Source organism: Bradyrhizobium sp. SZCCHNR1051 (genome assembly GCF_032489615.1).
Taxonomy (GTDB): Bacteria; Pseudomonadota; Alphaproteobacteria; order Rhizobiales; family Xanthobacteraceae; genus Bradyrhizobium.
Genome location: NZ_JAUEYJ010000001.1, coordinates 218766 through 235479 on the forward strand (window position 1 = coordinate 218766; position 16714 = coordinate 235479).

Sequence of the window (16714 nt, forward strand, 5' to 3'; positions counted from 1 at the left end):
TTATCGCGGTCCCGCGCGACCTCGCAAGCGCGGCCTGCCCATCGCTCCCATGCGACGGTGTCATTCGAACGAATGCAGATGCCGTGCGACAAACCCGAGGCCGGCCGCGCATTCCTTCATTTCACCACGCACCGAATCTGATTTGAGGACACCCATGATCAATCGTCGTTTCCTGCTTCTCGGCCTCGCTGGCGTGCTCGCCGTATCCCCGCTTCGCGCGCAGGCCCCCGCCGCCAATGAGCCTACCGGCATCATGACCGCGATCTACGCCCGCGTCGCCAAGGGCAAGGGCGAGGATGGCGGCAACTTCGTCATCGAGAACAAGGCGGCACGCGCGTACTATCTGTCAAAGTCGCTGGCCGCCCAATGGGCAAAGATGGACGCCCGCACGCCGAAGGGCGAGGTCGGCGCGGTCGATTTCGATCCCGTCACCAATTCGCAGGATCCGGATGTCGCCTCGTTCAAGGTGAGTCCGGAGAAGCAGGAGGCCGACAAGGCGACGGTCGCCGTCACCATCGCCGGCCATCGCAACGATCGCACGGAACAGGCCGACAACGTCATCCGTTACGACTTCGTGCGCGATGCCGGCCAATGGAAGATCGACGACATCCGCGGCGCCGTCGACGGCAAGCCCTGGTCGATCCGCGAAATGCTGGCGGAGTTCATCAAGCAGACCGACAAACCGAAACGAAGGTAGAGGAGCATGACCGTCGTCCGCGACAACAAGGCCCAGAGCCGCTTCGAGCTCGACGTCGAAGGCAGCATCGCTTTTGCAAACTACCGAGCGACGCCGCAGGCGGTCGTCATCACCCACACGGAGACCCCGGCGGCCCTGCGCGGCCGGGGCATCGGGTCCGAGCTGGTCAAGGGCGCACTGGAGTTGATCCGCGCCGAGGGCCGCAAGGTGATCGCGGGCTGCAGCTTCGTCGCCGACTACCTCCGTGACCACCCGGAGAACCGGGACATCATGGCGTGACGTTCCGTAGAATTACCGAGCAAGACGATTGGACCGTGTGCTTTAACGCAATGGCTACCCGGATGGACCAGCAATCCCCCGCCGAACAAGCAACCAGACCGATGGGGAGAGGCTCATGTTCATCACTGCCATTTTCGACGTTCTCAAGCGCTACGTCCACTACCGCACCCAGCTCGCTTATCTTGACCAGCTCGACGAGCGCACGCTGCGCGACATCGGCTTCAACCGCGACCAGTTGCACGCCGAGGCCTGGCAACGCGCCGGCTTCGTGCACGTCTGAGCCGTTCGAGCAGCCTCCCGCGACACGATATCGACGACAAAGGCCCGCGCGATGGCGGGCCTTTCGCTTTTGGGCCGTCGGCGGCCGACGCTCAGTGCTTGATCTCCGGCGGAAGCTTGCCGCCATTGGCGGCGAGCTTGCTCATCACCTGCTTGTGCAGCCACACATTCATGCTGGCCGAGTCGTTGGTGTCGCCGCTGTAGCCGAGCTCCTTGGCAAGCTCCTTGCGCGCGGCGAGGCTCGAATCGATGTCGAGCGCCTTCATCAGGTCGACGATCGAGGTCCGCCACTCCAGCTTCTCGTGTTTGGCAGCCGCGGCCTTGTCGACGATCGCCGCCACATCGACGTTTTGCGCCGCGGCAGCCGGGCTCCCGGTCGGAGCTACCGTGCCGCCGGCCGGCGCAGCCTCGGCATGATGACCGAAAATAGCGCCCATGATCTTTCCGAAAATGCTCATCAATGGCTCCCAATGGATGGTGATCGTAAGAAGAACTCGGCCGGCGTTGTTCCGTTGCAAAGACGGCCGTAGAGCCGCTCCGCCACCCGCCGAGGCCTGCCAAGGCGACCACGGCGACGAATGTGAAGCTTACCCAAGGCGGAATGACGGCGGAATGACTTTGTCCGTGGATGGCTCGGCTTCTTCGGTCGCGGCACCGTTCTAATGCACCGCGACATTCACAGCACTCACCGAGGCGTGAGTAGGCGCGGCCTGTTTTGCCACTATCCTGATGACTTCCGTTCGCGAATGGCCGCCCCGAGGTTCGTCGCGTCTGGCCATCGGCGAATTTGTTCCAACGAGAAGCGCAGCCCGCCTGCGTGGTTGGGTAGCGCCCTACGCAAGTTGAGGGAGCACACGACGATGGCCACCTACCACAGCAATGCCGCCTCCCACGTTCGGGCGGCAGACGAGGTCGCGGCTGAGCTGACGATTCGCACGATCGACATGTCGAGCCTGATGCGCGCGCTGCGGCTCGGCTGGGACGATTTCAAGGCCGTCCCGAGTCACGCCGTGATGCTATGTGCGATCTATCCCGTTCTCGGCCTGGTGATCGCGCGCGCGGTGTTCGGCTATGCGGTGCTGCCGCTGTTGTTTCCACTGGCGGCGGGCTTCGCCCTGCTCGGCCCATTCGCCGCGCTCGGTCTCTATGAGCTCAGCAGCCGCCGGGACCGCGGCGAGGACACCAGTGCCTGGGATGCTCTGGAGGTGCTGCGGTCGCCGTCGTTCGGCTCGATGCTCGGACTAGGCACGCTGCTGCTCGCGCTGTTCGTCACCTGGGTCGCGACCGCGCAGGCGATCTACGTCGCAGTGTTCGGCTATGGCGGCGCGACGGGCGCGGGCGATTTCCTGCAGCGGGTGTTCACGACGCCGCAAGGCTGGTGGCTGATCGCGGTCGGCTGCGGCGTCGGCTTCCTGTTCGCGCTGCTGGCGCTGTGCCTGAGCGTCGTCTCCTTCCCGCTGATGCTCGACCGACACGCCGGCGCGCTCGAAGCAGTCGTCACCTCGCTGCGCGTGGTGGCCAAGAATCCCGTTCCGGTTGCGGCCTGGGGCCTCATCGTCGCGGTGCTTCTGGTCGCCGGCACGATTCCGTTCTTCCTGGGGCTCGCCGTTGTGATCCCAGTGCTCGGCCACGCCACTTGGCATCTCTACCGCGAAGCCATCGCGATCAATCCCGACGCAGCCCGGATCGTGCCGCCGGCCCCGCGCGGCTCCAAACCCGCGGCCGACTTCCCGGCGAACCTGTTCCCATGGCGCTCGCGCGACGGGATGTGAGGACGCAGCGACGAGTTTGTCACGGCCGCCGGCCTCCCAGGCCGGCGGTCGCCTCGAGAAGCCGCCAGCGTGTTGCAGCGCTCACGAAATCCGACGCCAATGTGATCGAAAGGCCTTGTTGCTGCCGCGGTTACGCCCGACATGGAGCGCGCCCAGCAACGCTTTTTGAATCCATTGCCGTCCAGGTGTTTCGATGATTGCTCGCGTTCTCGCCGTTTCCGCTCTTGCCTGCCTCGCTGCCCTCACCACCCTGTCAGCGCCAGCGCGCGCCGCGGTGCCTTGCGGCAGCGGCAATTTCGACGGCTGGCTCGCCGAGTTCAAGACCGAAGCTGCGGCCAAGGGCATCTCACAAAACACGATCAATGCGGCGCTGACCGGCGTGACGCCCGACCAAAGCGTGCTGAACCGCGACCGCGGTCAGAAGGTGTTCAGCCAGACCTTCGAGGAATTCTCCGGGCGCATGATCCCGCCGCGCATGACCCGCGGCTCCAACATGCTGAAGCAATACGGCTCGGTGCTGTCGCGGATCGAGCAGAGCTACGGCGTGCCGGGCGAGGTGCTGGTCGCGATCTGGGGGCTCGAGACCGATTTCGGCGTCAATGTCGGAAAATTTCCGACCATCCGTGCGCTCGCGACCTTGGCCTATGACTGCCGCCGCGCCGAGCAGTTTCGCGGCGAGTTGCTGGATGCGCTGCGGATCGTCGACCGCGGCGACCTTCAGCCGGCCGAAATGCGCGGCGCCTGGGCCGGCGAGATCGGTCAGACGCAGTTCATGCCGTCGTCCTGGATCAAATACGCCGTCGATTTCGACGGCAATGGCCGGCGCGATCTGATCCGCAGCGCGCCCGACGTTCTCGCCTCCACCGCGAACTATTTGAAGGGCTATGGCTGGCAGAAGGGCAAGGATTGGGAGCCCGGCGGCCCGAATTTTGCGGTCATCCAGCAGTGGAACAAGAGCGAGGTCTACGCGCGGACGGTCGCGACCTTCGCGACCCAGCTGGCGCGGGCGCCGTAGCCCGGGTCAGGAATGAGGCCGATCGCGGCATCGCGACCGGCCGTTCGTTCGATGATGCGAAAGATGCGCCTGCTACTTGATCATCCCGGCCTGCATCGCCTTGGTCAGGTGCACGCTGCAGGCGCCCATCTTGCCGCTCAGCAGCGCGTCCTGCGCTGCCGCAATCTCCTTCTGCGCGGTATATCTGGCGTCGCCGTCGGCCATCGCCTCGATCGCCGTCTCGGTCTTTTCCAGATTGGCCCCGCTACAGCCGGCGCCATGCATCCGCGCCGCCTGAGCCGGACCGACCGCCACAATTGCCGCAGTGATGAGCGCGGCCCCAAAAAGTTTGTTCATTGTTTTTCCTCGCTGGTGCGACGGCGCCGGCATCATTGCCCAGCACCGCGACACTTTGTCGCACCTTTCGTTATATGCCGCGAAGTGAAAACCGCGCGAGCGGTCCGTGATGGCGATCATCGATTTGAGAGGCGCAACGTACATAATGAATTTATGTTCATTACATCGACCCATGCGTTTCGTGAGGTATATGTCGGGCATTGGCTTCGTGCTTGGACCAGCCTCGAAGCCGGCATTGCTCGATCCCGCAATTCGAACGGGCGATCGAAAATCCGCATGAATACGAAGCCTTGCGCGAGTCGCTTAGCTGCCGGGCGCTTGCCCGATTCTTACTCAAGGGTTATGCAAGCTATGCGTCCGGGGTTTAGCTGCATCGCAACATTCACGCTTCCGCATCGCAATAAGCTCTTCTATGTTCATTTCAACGATGAGGTTCCGACGAAGAACTGAATCGCGAACTAAAGGAGATTTCTCATGTTGCTCTCGCTCATCCGCATGGTGCAGGCGTTCCGTGAGTATCAGCGCAACGTTGCCGAGCTGTCGCAGCTCAGCGATCGCGAACTCGCCGACATCGGTCTCGATCGTTCGGACATCCCGCGCGTTGCTGCCGGTCACTACAACGGCTGATCAGCCTTCTTCCGATATCTACCGGACATCGCCCGCCTCGCTGCGGGCGTTGCCGCGTCTAGGCCCTGGCGCAACGAAACACATGCGCCCGGTTTCTCGCGTTGAACCCCACTGGCGCATTTGCAGCGCTCGGGAAAAGCGCTACCTGTCCCGCGCATGACAGGGACCAAATCACCTTCCAATACCGTCCACGTGATCGGTGCCGGCCTCGCCGGATCCGAAGCCGCCTGGCAGCTGGCCGAGGCCGGCATCGACGTGGTGCTGCACGAGATGCGGCCGGACCGCATGACCGAGGCGCACCGGACCGCCACGCCTGCCGAGTTGGTCTGCTCGAATTCGTTCCGCTCCGACGATGCCGCCAACAACGCCGTCGGCCTCCTGCATGCCGAGATGCGCCGGCTGGGCTCGCTGATCATGCGGGCCGCTGACGCCAACCAGGTCCCGGCCGGTGGCGCATTGGCCGTCGACCGCGACGGCTTCTCGGCGGCCGTCGCAAGCGCGTTGGAAGGCCATCCACGCATCGCGCTGCGCCGCGGCGAGATCGCGGGCCTGCCGCCCGCGGAGTGGGAGAAGGTGATCATCGCCACCGGTCCCCTCACCTCACAGCTGCTCGCCGAGGCCATCCGTGACCTGACCGACGAGACGGCGCTCGCGTTCTTCGACGCCATCGCGCCCATCGTGCACAAGGACACGATCGACATGTCGGTCGCTTGGTTCCAGTCGCGTTACGACAAGGTCGGTCCGGGCGGCACCGGTGCCGACTACATCAACTGTCCGATGACGAAAGAGCAGTACGACGCCTTCGTCGCGGCGTTGCTCGCCGGCGAGAAGATCGACTTCAAGGAGTGGGAGACCAACACGCCCTATTTCGACGGCTGCCTGCCGGTCGAAGTGATGGCGGAGCGCGGCCACGAGACGCTGCGTCACGGCCCGATGAAGCCGGTCGGCCTGACCAATCCGCACAATCCGACGGTCAAGCCCTACGCGATCGTGCAACTGCGCCAGGACAACAAGCTCGGCACGCTCTACAACATGGTCGGGTTCCAGACGAAGCTGAAATACGGCCCGCAGCAGCAAATCTTCCGCACGATCCCAGGCCTCGAGAACGCGGAATTCGCGCGGCTCGGCGGCCTGCATCGCAACACCTTCCTCAACTCGCCGAAACTGCTGGATTCGCAGCTCCGCCTGCGGGCCCAGCCGCGGCTGCGCTTTGCCGGCCAGATGACGGGATGCGAGGGCTATGTCGAGTCGGCGAGCATCGGCCTGATCGCCGGCCTCTACGCCGCCGCGGAGACACGTGGCGCAAATCTGCTGCCGCCGCCTCCGACCACTGCGCTCGGTGCCCTGCTCAGCCACATCACTGGCGGCCATATCGAAACGATCGATGGAGCGACGCGCTCGTTCCAGCCCATGAACATCAATTTCGGCCTGTTCCCGCCGCTGGCGACGGCCCCGACCCGCAAGCCGGACGGCACGCGGCTGAAGGGCAATGAGAAGACGGTGGCGAAGAAGCAGGCGATGAGCGCCCGCGCGCTGGCCGATCTCGACCGCTGGATCGCCGAGCACCTGCCCGTCGCGGCCGCTGCGTGAGAGTACGATGAGCCTGCCGAAGACCGATTCCGCCCTGCTGGCGGCGCGCTGGAGCGAAGGTGTACTGCTCAAGCGCGACGTGTTCTCGACCGTCGAGCGCGGCCGCTTCAAGAGCGAGGCCGGCGATGTCGACGCCGTGCTGCGCCGGCTCGACGAGGTGCCGTGGTGGTCGTTCATGCTGGCGCGGCATTTGTTCGCGCGCGAGCGCAAGGCGCTGATGCGCGCCAAGGGGCTCAACGCCGGCCCTGATCTGCTATGGGCTGGGGATCGCGCGCTGGTCCGCGGCTTCATCAATGGCGTGGCGCTGCATCTGGCCAAGCCGCACGGCAACGTCGCCTATTTCCGCTCGGCCAAACAGATGATGCGCCGGCTGCATAGCGCCGGGATCACGCACAACGATCTCGCCAAGGAGCAGAACTGGCTCGTCGGTCACGACGGCCAATGCTACGTGACCGATTTCCAGTTGGCCGCCTGCTTCGAGAGCCGCAGCCGGCTGTTCCGGATCGCGGCCTATGAGGATCTGCGTCATCTGCTCAAGCATAAGCGGAGTTACGCGCCCGAGGCGCTGACGCCGAAGGAGCGCAAAATCCTGGCGCGCAAATCGCTGTTCGCGCGCATCTGGCTGATGACCGGCAAAAAGGTGTATCGCGCCATCACGCGCGGCATCTTCAATTTCACCGACCGCGAGGGTGGCGGACGACGCCTGGTCAACGATGCGCCGGTGCTGATGGACATGATCCGGAAGAACCCGGCCGTGCGCGACGCCGCGATCGTTGCCTTCGCCGATCGCCGGACCGGCGTCGGGCTCTATGCGTTCGTCGAGAGCGAGCAGCGGACGCTTGAAACTCAGCTGCAAAACGAGCTTGCTTCAGCCAAGGGCCCGAAGCCGCCGGAGCATATCCAGGTCGTGCATGCCCTGCCGCGCGACGCCAGCGGCAGGCCACGCACTGAGCTGTTGCAGCTGGTGGCGATGAACCAGATCGACCTGATCGAACCGATGCTCACGAGCGACAGCGATCGCGCTTTCCTCAAGGACATCCTGGACTCGCGCAAGAACCTGCGCGACCGGTTCAATTTCGAGGCGGACCTGAAACTGCCTTCGGCCTGAGCGGACGAGACTTCGCGGTCCGACCATTGTATCCTGCGAATGCAATGTCCTTTGGGAGGATCTGGCAATGAACGTCGAGAGCCGCGCAGCCACCACGTCTCGGTCGTCGAACATCGAGATCATCCCGACCGGCCGGCAACTGGGTGCCGAGATTCGACATGTCGATCTCAAGCATCTGGACAACGCGGGCTTCAGCGCCCTGCTCCGTGCCTTTCACACGCACTCCGTTTTGCTGGTGCGCGGCCAGGGTCTGACGGACCAGGATCTGATCGCCTTCAGCCGCCGCTTCGGCGATCTCGACTGGGCGCCGGTGCAGGAGAACGGCCGGCGCTTTGTCGACGGTCTGCCGGAGATCTACATCGTGTCGAACGTGAAGGTGAACGGCGAGGCGATCGGCAGCCTCGGCGCCGGCGAAGCGGTGTGGCACACGGACATGTCATATCTCGACACGCCGCCGATCGCGAGCGCGCTCTACGCGCTGGAAATTCCCCCCGTCGGCGGCAACACGTCGTTCTGCAGCATGTATGCCGTGTACGACGCGCTTCCTCCTGAACTGAAGCGCCGCGTCGCGGATCTGAAGATCAAGCATGACGGCACCTACAACAGCGGCGGCTTCGTCCGGCAGGGCGTGACGCCGACCGATGATCCGCGCACGTCGCCGGGCGCGATCCATCCGCTGGTCTGCACGCATCCCGATTCCGGCCGGCAGATGCTCTATCTCGGCCGCCGGCGCAACGCCTATCTGGTCGGCCTCGGGCTCGCCGAGTCGGAAGCATTGCTCGACGAGTTGTGGACCTATGTTGCTCGTCCGGAATTCGCCTGGGAGCACGTCTGGAAGGTCGGCGACCTCGTCATCTGGGACAATCGCTGCACCATGCATCGGCGCGATCCGTTCGATGATCATGCGCGGCGAATCATGCATCGAACCCAGATCAAGGGAACAGATCGCCCGCACTGATTCGCTTGCGCGCGGGCATCCGCACGATCAAGCGCCAGAATGCCTGCGAATGAGTTGCAGGTTGCTGGATATTTCCTCGCGCGTCGCCTTGAAGCGTCCAATTTCCGACTCAGAGCGGCAGAGTGTGCCGACAATCGCCAGATCGTGCCGCGATCCTTCCGCGAATTGCCTCCGAGCCGAAACACCCCCGACAAATTACGATGGTTGATTTGCAGGCGCTGGTGAAACTTGGGAGATGACGCAAGTGAGTCTCAGAAGCAACGTTGCTCGAAGCGCCGAAAGCAGCCTCATCCAGGTCATCCCGACGGGAAAGACGCTCGGTGCCGAGGTCTGCAATGTCGATCTCAGATCCTTCGACGATTGGGCGTTCGCCTCGTTCATGCGCGCGCTGCTCAAGCACCAGGTCCTGCTCGTGCGCGGCCAGCGTCTTGGTGAGTGTGACATCGCGGCCTTCAGTCGTCGCTTTGGTCACGCGGATCTATTTTACACCTCCCCCGGCAGCTTGCTGGGCGGCAGGCTGTCGTTCTGCAGCCTCTACGCCGCTTATGACGCGCTCTCGCCGGCGCTGCGCAGCCGCGTCGCTCATCTGAAGGTCCGTCATGTCGCGAGCGACACCGCCGATGATGGCCGTCGCACCATCGTCGCAGGCCCCGTGCATCCGCTGGTCGGCAATCACTCCGATACGGGCCGAGCGATGCTCGCGCTTGGGCAGCGCCGCTATTCCTGTGTCGTCGGTCTCGAGCAGGACGAATCGGATGCGCTGCTCGACGATCTCTGGCAGCTTGCCGAGCGGCCCGAGTTCAGCTGGGCCCACACCTGCCGGTCCGGTGATCTCGTCGTCTGGGACACCCGCTGCACGATCCACCGGCACGAGCCGCCAGACATGCCGAGACTCCTTCACAGCCCGCCACTCTGGAATACGATGCCCTCGGCTTGAGCCCGCGAGAGCGTCAGCGCGCGCCAAAACTCGCCGTCCTCGCAGCGCGCCACAGCGTCCACAACGTCGCAAGGCGCGAGCGGGGTTGCGGCTGAAACGGATCGTCGGTGCGGCGATCGGCCCGCGCGAGGTCGCGCCGGACCAGCGCCAGCGGCAGCAGAACCGGCCGCACCGCCGGCGACGCCTGACGCGCCAGCTCGAGGGTGTGATCGAGATGCTGCCGGGCCTGCCCACGCAGGTCCATGATCACATCCTGGATCGCCGATGATGCCTTGCCTGCGAACATCTCCTCCTGGCTGACGCCATGGCGCGCGAGGAGATCGAGCGGAACATAGAGCTGCCGGTGGGCGGCATCGCGCGGCAGCGATGCGATCACCTGGAGCAACCCTTGCGCGATGCCGGCATGGTGCGCGAGGTGATCCGCCTCCGCAAACGGCGGCGCAATGATCTGTGCCGCCAGCGCGAACAGCGCGCCGCGCGTGTCGCCGAGATAGCCGTCCAGCGCCGCCATCGTCGGCATCGGATCGTTGTAGAGATCGAACTGATGCTCATCGATCAGGCGCGTCAGCCGCTCGACCGGAAGCGCGAAGCGCTGCACGGTGAGCAGCAATTCGGCTGCAACGGGATTTCCCTCCGCGCCGCCATGTTCATGCCCCGTCAGCGTGTCGTGCCACCACTGCAGGCGGACCTCGCCCGGCAGCGGCTGCGACACGAGATCTCGAATACGGCTCACCTCGACGTTGAATGCGTATAGCGACAACAGCGCACGCCGGAGTTCCGGCGCCATGAACAGCGTCGAAGCGTAGCGGTCGAAATCATGCTCGCGGACGAGGCTCGCACAGAACGCGGCGTCGCTGTTGGCGCTGGCCTCGCTCATGGGACGGCGATGAGCGCTGCCGCCACCCGCCGCCGCTCGCCGATCATGACGTTGTAGGTGCGAATCGCGGGACCGGTCTGCATCGCATCGAGCACGACGTTCACGCCCCGCAAGGCCGCGCGCAGCGGTGCCGGCGGGATCCAGACATCGTTTCCGGTCCCCACGATCAGTGTGTCGATCTTGTTGGCTGCGTCGAAAACGCGCTGCAACGCGTAGCGGTCGATCTGGCTCGGCTGGGTGACGTCCCAGGCCCAGATCGAATCCGGCAGGCACAGCAGCGAGCCGCGATGCGACATGCCGGCAAAGGCGAAGCCGCCTTTGCCATAGCCGTCGATCGGCGCGGACCGCGGGAAATGCGGAGCGTCAGTTGCCATGCGAGACCAACCTCTCAGCCCCGGTTCGGGTCCAACGGCTCAAGTCCCGATCAAGGCCTCTTCTTCGGCTCGTCGGCCTGATCACCCCGAACGGCTCCGACGCCGAGATAGATCAGGATCGGCGCGGCGATGAAGATCGAGGTGTAGGTGCCGACCAGCACCACGCCGAACATCATCACCGCGGTGAAGCTGTGGATCGCCGGGCCGCCGAACAAGAGCAGCGCCAGCAGCGCCAGGGTCACCGTGACGTGCGTGATGATCGAGCGCGACAAGGTCGAGTTGATCGATTCGTTGAGCAGCTGCGGCATCGGCATCTTCTTATAGCGCCGCAACATCTCGCGGATACGGTCGTAGATGACGACGGTGTCGTTGAGCGAATAGCCGAGAATGGTCAGCAGCGCCGCGATGCTGGTGAGGTCGAAATCGACCTGGCTGATCGACATGAAGCCGATCGTCAGCACGATGTCGTGGACGTTGGCGATCATGGCACCGAGCGCGAACTGCCACTCGAACCGGAACCAGAGATAGATCAGAATCGAGACGATCGCGAGCATCAGGCCGAGCATGCCGACGGCTAGGAACTCGCCGGAAACGCGCGGACCCACCACCTCGACCCGGCGATACTCGACGGAATCGCCGATCGCCGCCTTGACCTTGTTGGCCGCCTCCTGCTGGGCGGCGTCGCCACCCGGCTGCTCGGCAACACGGATCAGAACCCCCGCCGGCCCGCCGAACTGCTGCAGCTGCACCTCGCCCAGACCGAGGGTCGCCAGCGTCGCGCGCATCGCCGCGATGTCGGCGGTGCCGGACTTGGCGCGCACCTCAAGCAAGGTGCCGCCGCGGAAATCGATGCCAAGGTTCAAGCCATGGGTGAAGAACAGCACGATCGCGAGGATCGACAGCGCCGCCGAGATCGGGAAGCTGACGCGGCGGAACTGCGTGAAATCGAAATGCGTGTCGTCGGGAACGATGCGCAGCGACGGCAGCAGGCCGAGCGCGCTGACCACCGTCAGCACCGCGATCAGGATGCCAAGCCCGATGAGAACCCAGTATGTCACAGTAGCTCCTAGATTGGCACGCTTTGCGGCCGCTTCCACCGCACCCAGGCCGCCACAATCAGGCGGGTGAGCGTGAAGGCGGTGAAGACCGTGGTGAGAATGCCGATGCCCAGCGTCACGGCAAAGCCGCGCACCGGGCCGGTGCCGATGTAGAACAGCACGGCTGCGGCGATGAATGTGGTGATATTGGAGTCCAGGATCGTCGCCAATGCGCGCTTGAAGCCCGCGTCGATTGCCGAAATGGCATTGCGGCCGCCGCGCAGCTCCTCGCGGATGCGCTCATAGATCAGCACGTTGGAGTCCACCGCGATGCCGACCGTCAGCACGATGCCGGCGATGCCCGGGAGCGTCAGCGTCGCATTCAACAGCGACAGCACGCCGAAGATCATCGCGACGTTCACCACCACGGCGATGTTGGCGAACACGCCGAACAGCCGGTAGGTCACCAGCATGAACACGATGACGAGGATCGAGCCGACATAGGATGCGAGCTCGCCCTTGGCGATCGAATCGGCGCCGAGGCCCGGACCGACGGTACGCTCCTCGATGACCGTGAGCGGCGCCGGCAGCGCGCCGGCGCGCAGCAGGATCGCGAGCTCGTTGGCGGACTGCACGGTGAAATTGCCGGAGATCTGGCCGGAGCCGCCGGTGATCGGCTCGCGGATGACCGGCGCCGAGATCACCTTGTTGTCGAGGACGATGGCGAACGGCTGCCCGACATTTTCGGTCGTGGCCTGCGCGAACTTGCGCGAGCCGGCCGAGTTGAAGCGGAAGGTGACGATCGGCTCGTTGGTGCGCTGGTCGAAGCCGGTCTGCGCATCGGAGAGATCACCGCCGGAGACAAGCACCTGCTTCTTCACGACATAGGGCTGGTTGGGTGGCGATGCGCTCTGGAGCACCTCGGAATCCGGCGGCACCCTTCCCTGCACCGCCTGATCCGCCGGCACGGACGTATCGACCATCCGGAATTCCATCTTGGCCGTGCGCCCGAGCAGGTTCTTGAGCTGCGTCGGATCCTGCAAGCCCGGCACCTGCACCAGGATGCGGTCGTTGCCCTGGCGCTGGATCACCGGCTCCACGGTGCCGAGCTCGTTGACGCGGCGCTCGACGATCTGCATCGACTGCTCGATGGTCTGGCGGATGCGTTCGGTGATGGCCGCCGGCGGGATCGTCAGCCGGACCAGTCCGCCACCGGCATCGCTGACTTCGAGGCTGCGCTGGCCGCTGGAGCCGAGCAGCCCGCCGAGCGGCTGCGAGAGATCGCGCAGCTTGGAAATCGCAGTTCCCGTGTCGCTTTCCTTGGTGATCCGGACCTCGACCCCATCACCCCGGCTCACCAATCCGGTGTATCCGATCTTGGCATCGCGCAGCGTGCGGCGAACGTCGTCGCGCACGGCATCGAGCCGCTCCTTCTTGATGTAGTTGGAATCGACCTCGAGCAGCAGATAGGAGCCGCCCTGCAGGTCGAGGCCGAGCACCAGCCGGCGCTGCGCCCAGGACGGCCAGGTCTTGACCGTCGCTTCGGAGAAGAAGTTGGGCACCGCGCACAGGCACACGACGAGCGCCGTGAGAATGATGCCCAGCGCCTTCCACCGCGTGAAATACAACATGGAGGTTGTCCGTAAGGGCCGTATCCGGCCCGAAAAAATCAGAACATCACAAAGAGCGACGGCCGGCGTTCGACTGGCCAGGCCGGCGATCAGCTCGCGGCCTTCTCGTCCTTCTTGTCGTCCTTTGCGTCCGCCTTGGCCGGCTCGCCCTTGGTGCGGACGCCGGTGATCATCTGGCGCATCTGGCGCACGCGGACACCATCGGAGATCTCGAACTCGACCTGGTCGTCGTCGACGACCTTGGTGACCTTGCCGACCAGACCCCCCTGGGTCACGATCGTGTCGCCACGCCGGACGTTCTTGACGAGGTCGGCGTGCTCTTTGACCTTCTTCTGCTGCGGCCGCAGGATCAGGAAATACATGATCACGAAGATCAGCGCGAACGGCAGCAGCGACATCAGCATGCTGTTGGTGTCGCCAGCGCCGGCGGCCTGGGCATAGGCAGGGGTGATCAGCATGTGGTCGATCCTCGTGGGCAGCGCCCGGTGAGACGGGAATAGCCGGCGAACCACGCTTGTCTCGGCGCGGGCCGGCCTCTTGCGAATTTCGCGCGGAATATAGCGGCAGCAGTCCCAATAGCAAGGCGCCCCGCCCCTTCATTTCGCCCCGCTTGCGGCAGCGGGCGAGGCCCGATATGGCTGCCCCATCAGGAACTTGCAGCATGTCGAAAAAACCAGCCAAAGCCCCGTCCCGCGGTCCCGCCCAAACCGTCGTCAGACGTCTCCAAAAAAGCTCCAAGCCCGCAGCGCAAAAGCCGGCGAAGGTCGCGGCAAAACGTCCCGCCGGCCCTGCTCCCGACCACATCGCCGAGCGCATCGCCCGTGCGCTGGAAGCCATTGCGACGCATCTGGCAACAACCCATGCGGGTGCCGCGCCGGCATTGGACCTCAACGCGGCCGACGCCTTCGTCTGGCATCCGGACGGCCGGCTCTCGACGGTGCCGCGCGTCAGCCGTGTCGAGATCGACCTGCTCAAGGGCATCGACCGGATGCGCGACATCCTGATCGAGAACACCGAGCGCTTCGCCAACGGCCTGCCGGCCAACAACGCGTTGTTGTGGGGCGCGCGCGGCATGGGCAAGTCATCGCTGGTCAAGGCCGCCCATGCCAGCATCAATGTCGCCCGCAAGCCGGCGGACCGGCTCAAGCTGATCGAGATTCATCGCGAGGACATCGAGAGCCTGCCCGCGCTGATGGACATCCTGCGTGCCGCGCCGTTCCACTTCATCGTGTTCTGCGACGACCTGTCGTTCGACGGCAATGACGCGTCCTACAAGTCGCTGAAGGCCGTGCTCGAAGGCGGCATCGAGGGCCGCCCCGAGAACGTCATTCTCTACGCCACCTCGAACCGGCGCCACCTGCTCGCGCGCGACATGATCGAGAACGAGCGCTCGACCGCGATCAATCCGGGCGAAGCGGTCGAGGAAAAGGTCTCGCTGTCCGACCGCTTCGGACTGTGGCTCGGCTTCCACCGCTGCAGCCAGGACGAGTACCTCGCGATGGTCAAAGGCTATTGCAGCCATTTCGACATCGCGGTCGCCGAGGATCAGTTGGAGCGCGAGGCGCTGGAATGGGCCACGACGCGCGGCTCGCGCTCGGGCCGCGTCGCGTGGCAGTTCACGCAAGATCTGGCGGGCCGCCTCGGCGTGCGGCTGACAACGCAAAAAGCCGCGCAGTAATCTGCGCGGCCCCGTGTCGTCCACGATTGCGTGAGGTCAAACGACCGGACCTCACGCCCCGTTGAGGAATTGCAGCGGGTCAACCGGCGACGATCCCTTGCGGATCTCGAAGTGGAGCTGCGGCGATCCGACTTCTCCCGATTGACCCGACTTGGCAATGACCTGGCCGCGCTTGATCGGATCACCGCGCTTCACCATCAGCTCACTCGCATGGGCATATGCGGTGACGTAGCCGTTGGAATGCCGCACCAGGACCAGATTGCCATAGCCCTTCAATTCATTGCCGGCGTAGGCGACGACGCCATCTTCGGCCGCCTTTACCGGGGTGCCCTCGGGAACGGCGATGTTGATGCCATCATTGGACTTGCCGTTGGTCTTGGCGCCATAGCTCGTGATCACCTTGCCGCGCGCCGGCCAGCGGAATGTCGGCAGCGAGCTGGTGGTCTCGGCCGGCCGAGCCGGCTCCTCCTCCTTCTCGGGTGCCGGATTGGCCTGGGCCAGGCGGGCGGTCTGGACCGGACCTGCGGCCGTCGCGACCCGTGTGGTCGGCGCTGGCGCCGGCACGGTCGCAACCGCCTGGGGAACGGTTGCGACCGGAGCCACCGGCGCAGCTGCCGCCACGGCCCTGCCAGGGACGGTCAGCCTGGTCCCGAGCTTGAGCGGCGAAGCCTGATCGAGATTGTTGGCGCGGGCGAGCTCAGCCGCCGTCAGATGATTCTGGCGGGCGATGCTGGCGAGTGTCTCGCCGCGGTTGACGAAGTGGACGGTGGACGGTGTTGCGGCCGCCACCGGCTTCGGCGCAACCATTGGCGCCGCAGCAACGGGCTGGGCCGCGGGCGCAGCCGCGACCGTGCCGGGATGCGGAATGATCAGCTGCTGGCCCGGCGACAACGCGCGCGGGCCCTTGTAGCCGTTCGCAGCCAGGATCTCAGCCGGTGTCACGCGATAGCGCTTGGCGAGGATGTCGAGCGTATCGCTGGTGCCGACGATGATCTTGGTGCCGATGGCGGGACGCGCGGCGGCGACCGAACGCGGCGGCACGGTGCCGGTGGTCTCGAGGCGCGGCTGGGCCGGCGGAGCATAGGAATGCGCCGGCTGTGCATAGGATTGGGGTGCAGCGACCGGGGGTGCAGCCACGGGGACCGCAGCAGGTGGCGCATAGGATGCGACGCCGCGCCCGCCCGAGGATACGCCTCCCGCACCGCCGCCGGCCGGATAGGATTGCGGAGCCCCGACCGCCGGGGGCGGCAGCGCCGAGGACGAGTAGGCCGGCGCCGGCGCCGGAGCGGGCGTGTAGGGCTGGTGCTGCCGGGGCGGCTGCGCCTGCACCGACCCCGTGGAATCGGATGCAAAGGGGTTTGAAAACGGGTTTTGCGTCTGCGACAGCCGCGTCGACATGTCGGCGCTGCAGCCGGCGACGCCGAACGACATCAGCGCCAATGCCGCAACCTGCGGCAGGCGGCGCGAGCGAAGCAACTCGACGGTAGTGGGCATGGTTACTCACTCGTACGCAACAAAC

At 65.2% G+C, this 16714-nt stretch carries 19 protein-coding genes; 11 read left to right on the forward strand and 8 right to left on the reverse strand.

The features are described from left to right. Window positions 1-154 precede the first annotated feature (154 nt). The 3 genes from QW868_RS00925 to QW868_RS00935 all read left to right on the forward strand — a co-directional run bounded on the left by QW868_RS00925 (window position 155) and on the right by QW868_RS00935 (window position 1256). Complete coding sequence (locus QW868_RS00925) at window positions 155-697, forward strand: DUF3828 domain-containing protein (protein WP_316229711.1); 543 nt, start codon at window positions 155-157, stop codon at window positions 695-697. A 6-nt stretch (window positions 698-703) separates the two neighbouring features. After that, window positions 704-976: a GNAT family N-acetyltransferase gene (locus QW868_RS00930; protein ID WP_315738125.1), complete on the forward strand. Its 273-nt coding sequence runs from the start codon at window positions 704-706 to the stop codon at window positions 974-976. Between the two features lie 115 nt (window positions 977-1091). Beyond that, window positions 1092-1256 carry a DUF1127 domain-containing protein gene (locus tag QW868_RS00935; protein WP_316229712.1) on the forward strand — a complete coding sequence of 55 codons (165 nt, stop codon included), beginning with the start codon at window positions 1092-1094 and terminating at the stop codon, window positions 1254-1256. Window positions 1257-1347: 91 nt separating this feature from the next. Here the strand turns inward: QW868_RS00935 and QW868_RS00940 are convergent, their stop codons facing one another. Beyond that, window positions 1348-1713 (reverse strand): DUF3597 domain-containing protein, encoded by a 366-nt coding sequence (locus QW868_RS00940; protein ID WP_316229713.1) that lies wholly within the window; start codon window positions 1711-1713, stop codon window positions 1348-1350. Window positions 1714-2115: 402 nt separating this feature from the next. Between QW868_RS00940 and QW868_RS00945 the strand changes: the two genes are divergently transcribed. Continuing rightward, on the forward strand, window positions 2116-3027 hold the full coding sequence (locus QW868_RS00945; RefSeq protein WP_315797500.1) for a DUF2189 domain-containing protein: 912 nt from the start codon (window positions 2116-2118) through the stop codon (window positions 3025-3027). A gap of 193 nt (window positions 3028-3220) precedes the next feature. Then, complete coding sequence (locus tag QW868_RS00950) at window positions 3221-4042, forward strand: lytic murein transglycosylase (protein WP_315797501.1); 822 nt, start codon at window positions 3221-3223, stop codon at window positions 4040-4042. A gap of 72 nt (window positions 4043-4114) precedes the next feature. Here QW868_RS00950 and QW868_RS00955 read toward each other — a convergent pair whose 3' ends face one another. Further along, window positions 4115-4378 carry a hypothetical protein gene (locus tag QW868_RS00955; protein ID WP_315738130.1) on the reverse strand — a complete coding sequence of 88 codons (264 nt, stop codon included), beginning with the start codon at window positions 4376-4378 and terminating at the stop codon, window positions 4115-4117. Between the two features lie 474 nt (window positions 4379-4852). On the opposite strand from QW868_RS00955, the gene QW868_RS00960 reads away from it, so the two are divergent. The 5 genes from QW868_RS00960 (at window position 4853) to QW868_RS00980 (ending at window position 9598) form a co-directional block, all read left to right on the forward strand. Then, window positions 4853-5005: a DUF1127 domain-containing protein gene (locus QW868_RS00960; protein ID WP_006614327.1), complete on the forward strand. Its 153-nt coding sequence runs from the start codon at window positions 4853-4855 to the stop codon at window positions 5003-5005. A 156-nt stretch (window positions 5006-5161) separates the two neighbouring features. After that, a complete protein-coding gene (gene trmFO, locus QW868_RS00965; protein ID WP_316229714.1) occupies window positions 5162-6595 on the forward strand; it encodes a methylenetetrahydrofolate--tRNA-(uracil(54)-C(5))-methyltransferase (FADH(2)-oxidizing) TrmFO in 1434 nt (477 codons plus the stop codon). 7 nt (window positions 6596-6602) lie between these two features. Beyond that, on the forward strand, window positions 6603-7703 hold the full coding sequence (locus QW868_RS00970; RefSeq protein WP_316229715.1) for an AMP-binding enzyme: 1101 nt from the start codon (window positions 6603-6605) through the stop codon (window positions 7701-7703). 67 nt (window positions 7704-7770) lie between these two features. After that, entirely contained in the window at window positions 7771-8661 is an 891-nt protein-coding gene (locus tag QW868_RS00975) for a TauD/TfdA family dioxygenase (protein WP_316229716.1), read from the forward strand. A 244-nt stretch (window positions 8662-8905) separates the two neighbouring features. Next, entirely contained in the window at window positions 8906-9598 is a 693-nt protein-coding gene (locus QW868_RS00980; RefSeq protein ID WP_315738134.1) for a TauD/TfdA family dioxygenase, read from the forward strand. Between the two features lie 13 nt (window positions 9599-9611). On the opposite strand, the gene QW868_RS00985 is transcribed toward QW868_RS00980, so the two are convergent. From QW868_RS00985 to yajC, 5 genes are all read right to left on the reverse strand, one after another. Continuing rightward, window positions 9612-10475: a phytoene/squalene synthase family protein gene (locus QW868_RS00985; protein WP_315738135.1), complete on the reverse strand. Its 864-nt coding sequence runs from the start codon at window positions 10473-10475 to the stop codon at window positions 9612-9614. Continuing rightward, window positions 10472-10849 (reverse strand): Mth938-like domain-containing protein, encoded by a 378-nt coding sequence (locus QW868_RS00990; RefSeq protein WP_315738136.1) that lies wholly within the window; start codon window positions 10847-10849, stop codon window positions 10472-10474. Before QW868_RS00990 ends, QW868_RS00985 begins: the two co-directional genes overlap by 4 nt. A 50-nt stretch (window positions 10850-10899) precedes the next feature. Beyond that, window positions 10900-11907, reverse strand: a complete 1008-nt coding sequence (gene secF, locus QW868_RS00995; protein ID WP_316229717.1) for a protein translocase subunit SecF — start codon at window positions 11905-11907, stop codon at window positions 10900-10902. Between the two features lie 8 nt (window positions 11908-11915). Then, complete coding sequence (gene secD / locus QW868_RS01000; protein ID WP_315738138.1) at window positions 11916-13517, reverse strand: protein translocase subunit SecD; 1602 nt, start codon at window positions 13515-13517, stop codon at window positions 11916-11918. A gap of 89 nt (window positions 13518-13606) precedes the next feature. Next, the gene (gene yajC / locus QW868_RS01005) at window positions 13607-13975 is read right to left on the reverse strand and encodes a preprotein translocase subunit YajC (protein WP_315738139.1); all 369 of its coding nucleotides are present in this window, start codon (window positions 13973-13975) and stop codon (window positions 13607-13609) included. 203 nt (window positions 13976-14178) lie between these two features. Between yajC and QW868_RS01010 the strand changes: the two genes are divergently transcribed. Next, a complete protein-coding gene (locus QW868_RS01010) occupies window positions 14179-15195 on the forward strand; it encodes an ATP-binding protein (RefSeq protein ID WP_315738140.1) in 1017 nt (338 codons plus the stop codon). Window positions 15196-15246: 51 nt separating this feature from the next. On the opposite strand, the gene QW868_RS01015 is transcribed toward QW868_RS01010, so the two are convergent. Then, a complete protein-coding gene (locus tag QW868_RS01015) occupies window positions 15247-16689 on the reverse strand; it encodes a LysM peptidoglycan-binding domain-containing M23 family metallopeptidase (protein WP_315770789.1) in 1443 nt (480 codons plus the stop codon). Window positions 16690-16714: the final 25 nt, after the last annotated feature.

What these genes read in the sequence shown, in the direction of transcription:
- QW868_RS00935 (WP_316229712.1), top strand. Translation starts at nt 1,092, where the DNA reads ATGTTCATCACTGCCATTTTCGACGTTCTCAAGCGCTACGTCCACTAC.
- QW868_RS00990 (WP_315738136.1), bottom strand. Translation starts at nt 10,849, where the DNA reads ATGGCAACTGACGCTCCGCATTTCCCGCGGTCCGCGCCGATCGACGGC.
- QW868_RS01010 (WP_315738140.1), top strand. Translation starts at nt 14,179, where the DNA reads ATGTCGAAAAAACCAGCCAAAGCCCCGTCCCGCGGTCCCGCCCAAACC.
- yajC (WP_315738139.1), bottom strand. Translation starts at nt 13,975, where the DNA reads ATGCTGATCACCCCTGCCTATGCCCAGGCCGCCGGCGCTGGCGACACC.
- QW868_RS00975 (WP_316229716.1), top strand. Translation starts at nt 7,771, where the DNA reads ATGAACGTCGAGAGCCGCGCAGCCACCACGTCTCGGTCGTCGAACATC.
- QW868_RS00950 (WP_315797501.1), top strand. Translation starts at nt 3,221, where the DNA reads ATGATTGCTCGCGTTCTCGCCGTTTCCGCTCTTGCCTGCCTCGCTGCC.
- QW868_RS00945 (WP_315797500.1), top strand. Translation starts at nt 2,116, where the DNA reads ATGGCCACCTACCACAGCAATGCCGCCTCCCACGTTCGGGCGGCAGAC.
- QW868_RS01015 (WP_315770789.1), bottom strand. Translation starts at nt 16,689, where the DNA reads ATGCCCACTACCGTCGAGTTGCTTCGCTCGCGCCGCCTGCCGCAGGTT.
- QW868_RS00970 (WP_316229715.1), top strand. Translation starts at nt 6,603, where the DNA reads ATGAGCCTGCCGAAGACCGATTCCGCCCTGCTGGCGGCGCGCTGGAGC.
- QW868_RS00960 (WP_006614327.1), top strand. Translation starts at nt 4,853, where the DNA reads ATGTTGCTCTCGCTCATCCGCATGGTGCAGGCGTTCCGTGAGTATCAG.
- secD (WP_315738138.1), bottom strand. Translation starts at nt 13,517, where the DNA reads ATGTTGTATTTCACGCGGTGGAAGGCGCTGGGCATCATTCTCACGGCG.
- QW868_RS00955 (WP_315738130.1), bottom strand. Translation starts at nt 4,378, where the DNA reads ATGAACAAACTTTTTGGGGCCGCGCTCATCACTGCGGCAATTGTGGCG.
- QW868_RS00925 (WP_316229711.1), top strand. Translation starts at nt 155, where the DNA reads ATGATCAATCGTCGTTTCCTGCTTCTCGGCCTCGCTGGCGTGCTCGCC.
- trmFO (WP_316229714.1), top strand. Translation starts at nt 5,162, where the DNA reads ATGACAGGGACCAAATCACCTTCCAATACCGTCCACGTGATCGGTGCC.
- QW868_RS00940 (WP_316229713.1), bottom strand. Translation starts at nt 1,713, where the DNA reads ATGAGCATTTTCGGAAAGATCATGGGCGCTATTTTCGGTCATCATGCC.
- QW868_RS00930 (WP_315738125.1), top strand. Translation starts at nt 704, where the DNA reads ATGACCGTCGTCCGCGACAACAAGGCCCAGAGCCGCTTCGAGCTCGAC.
- QW868_RS00985 (WP_315738135.1), bottom strand. Translation starts at nt 10,475, where the DNA reads ATGAGCGAGGCCAGCGCCAACAGCGACGCCGCGTTCTGTGCGAGCCTC.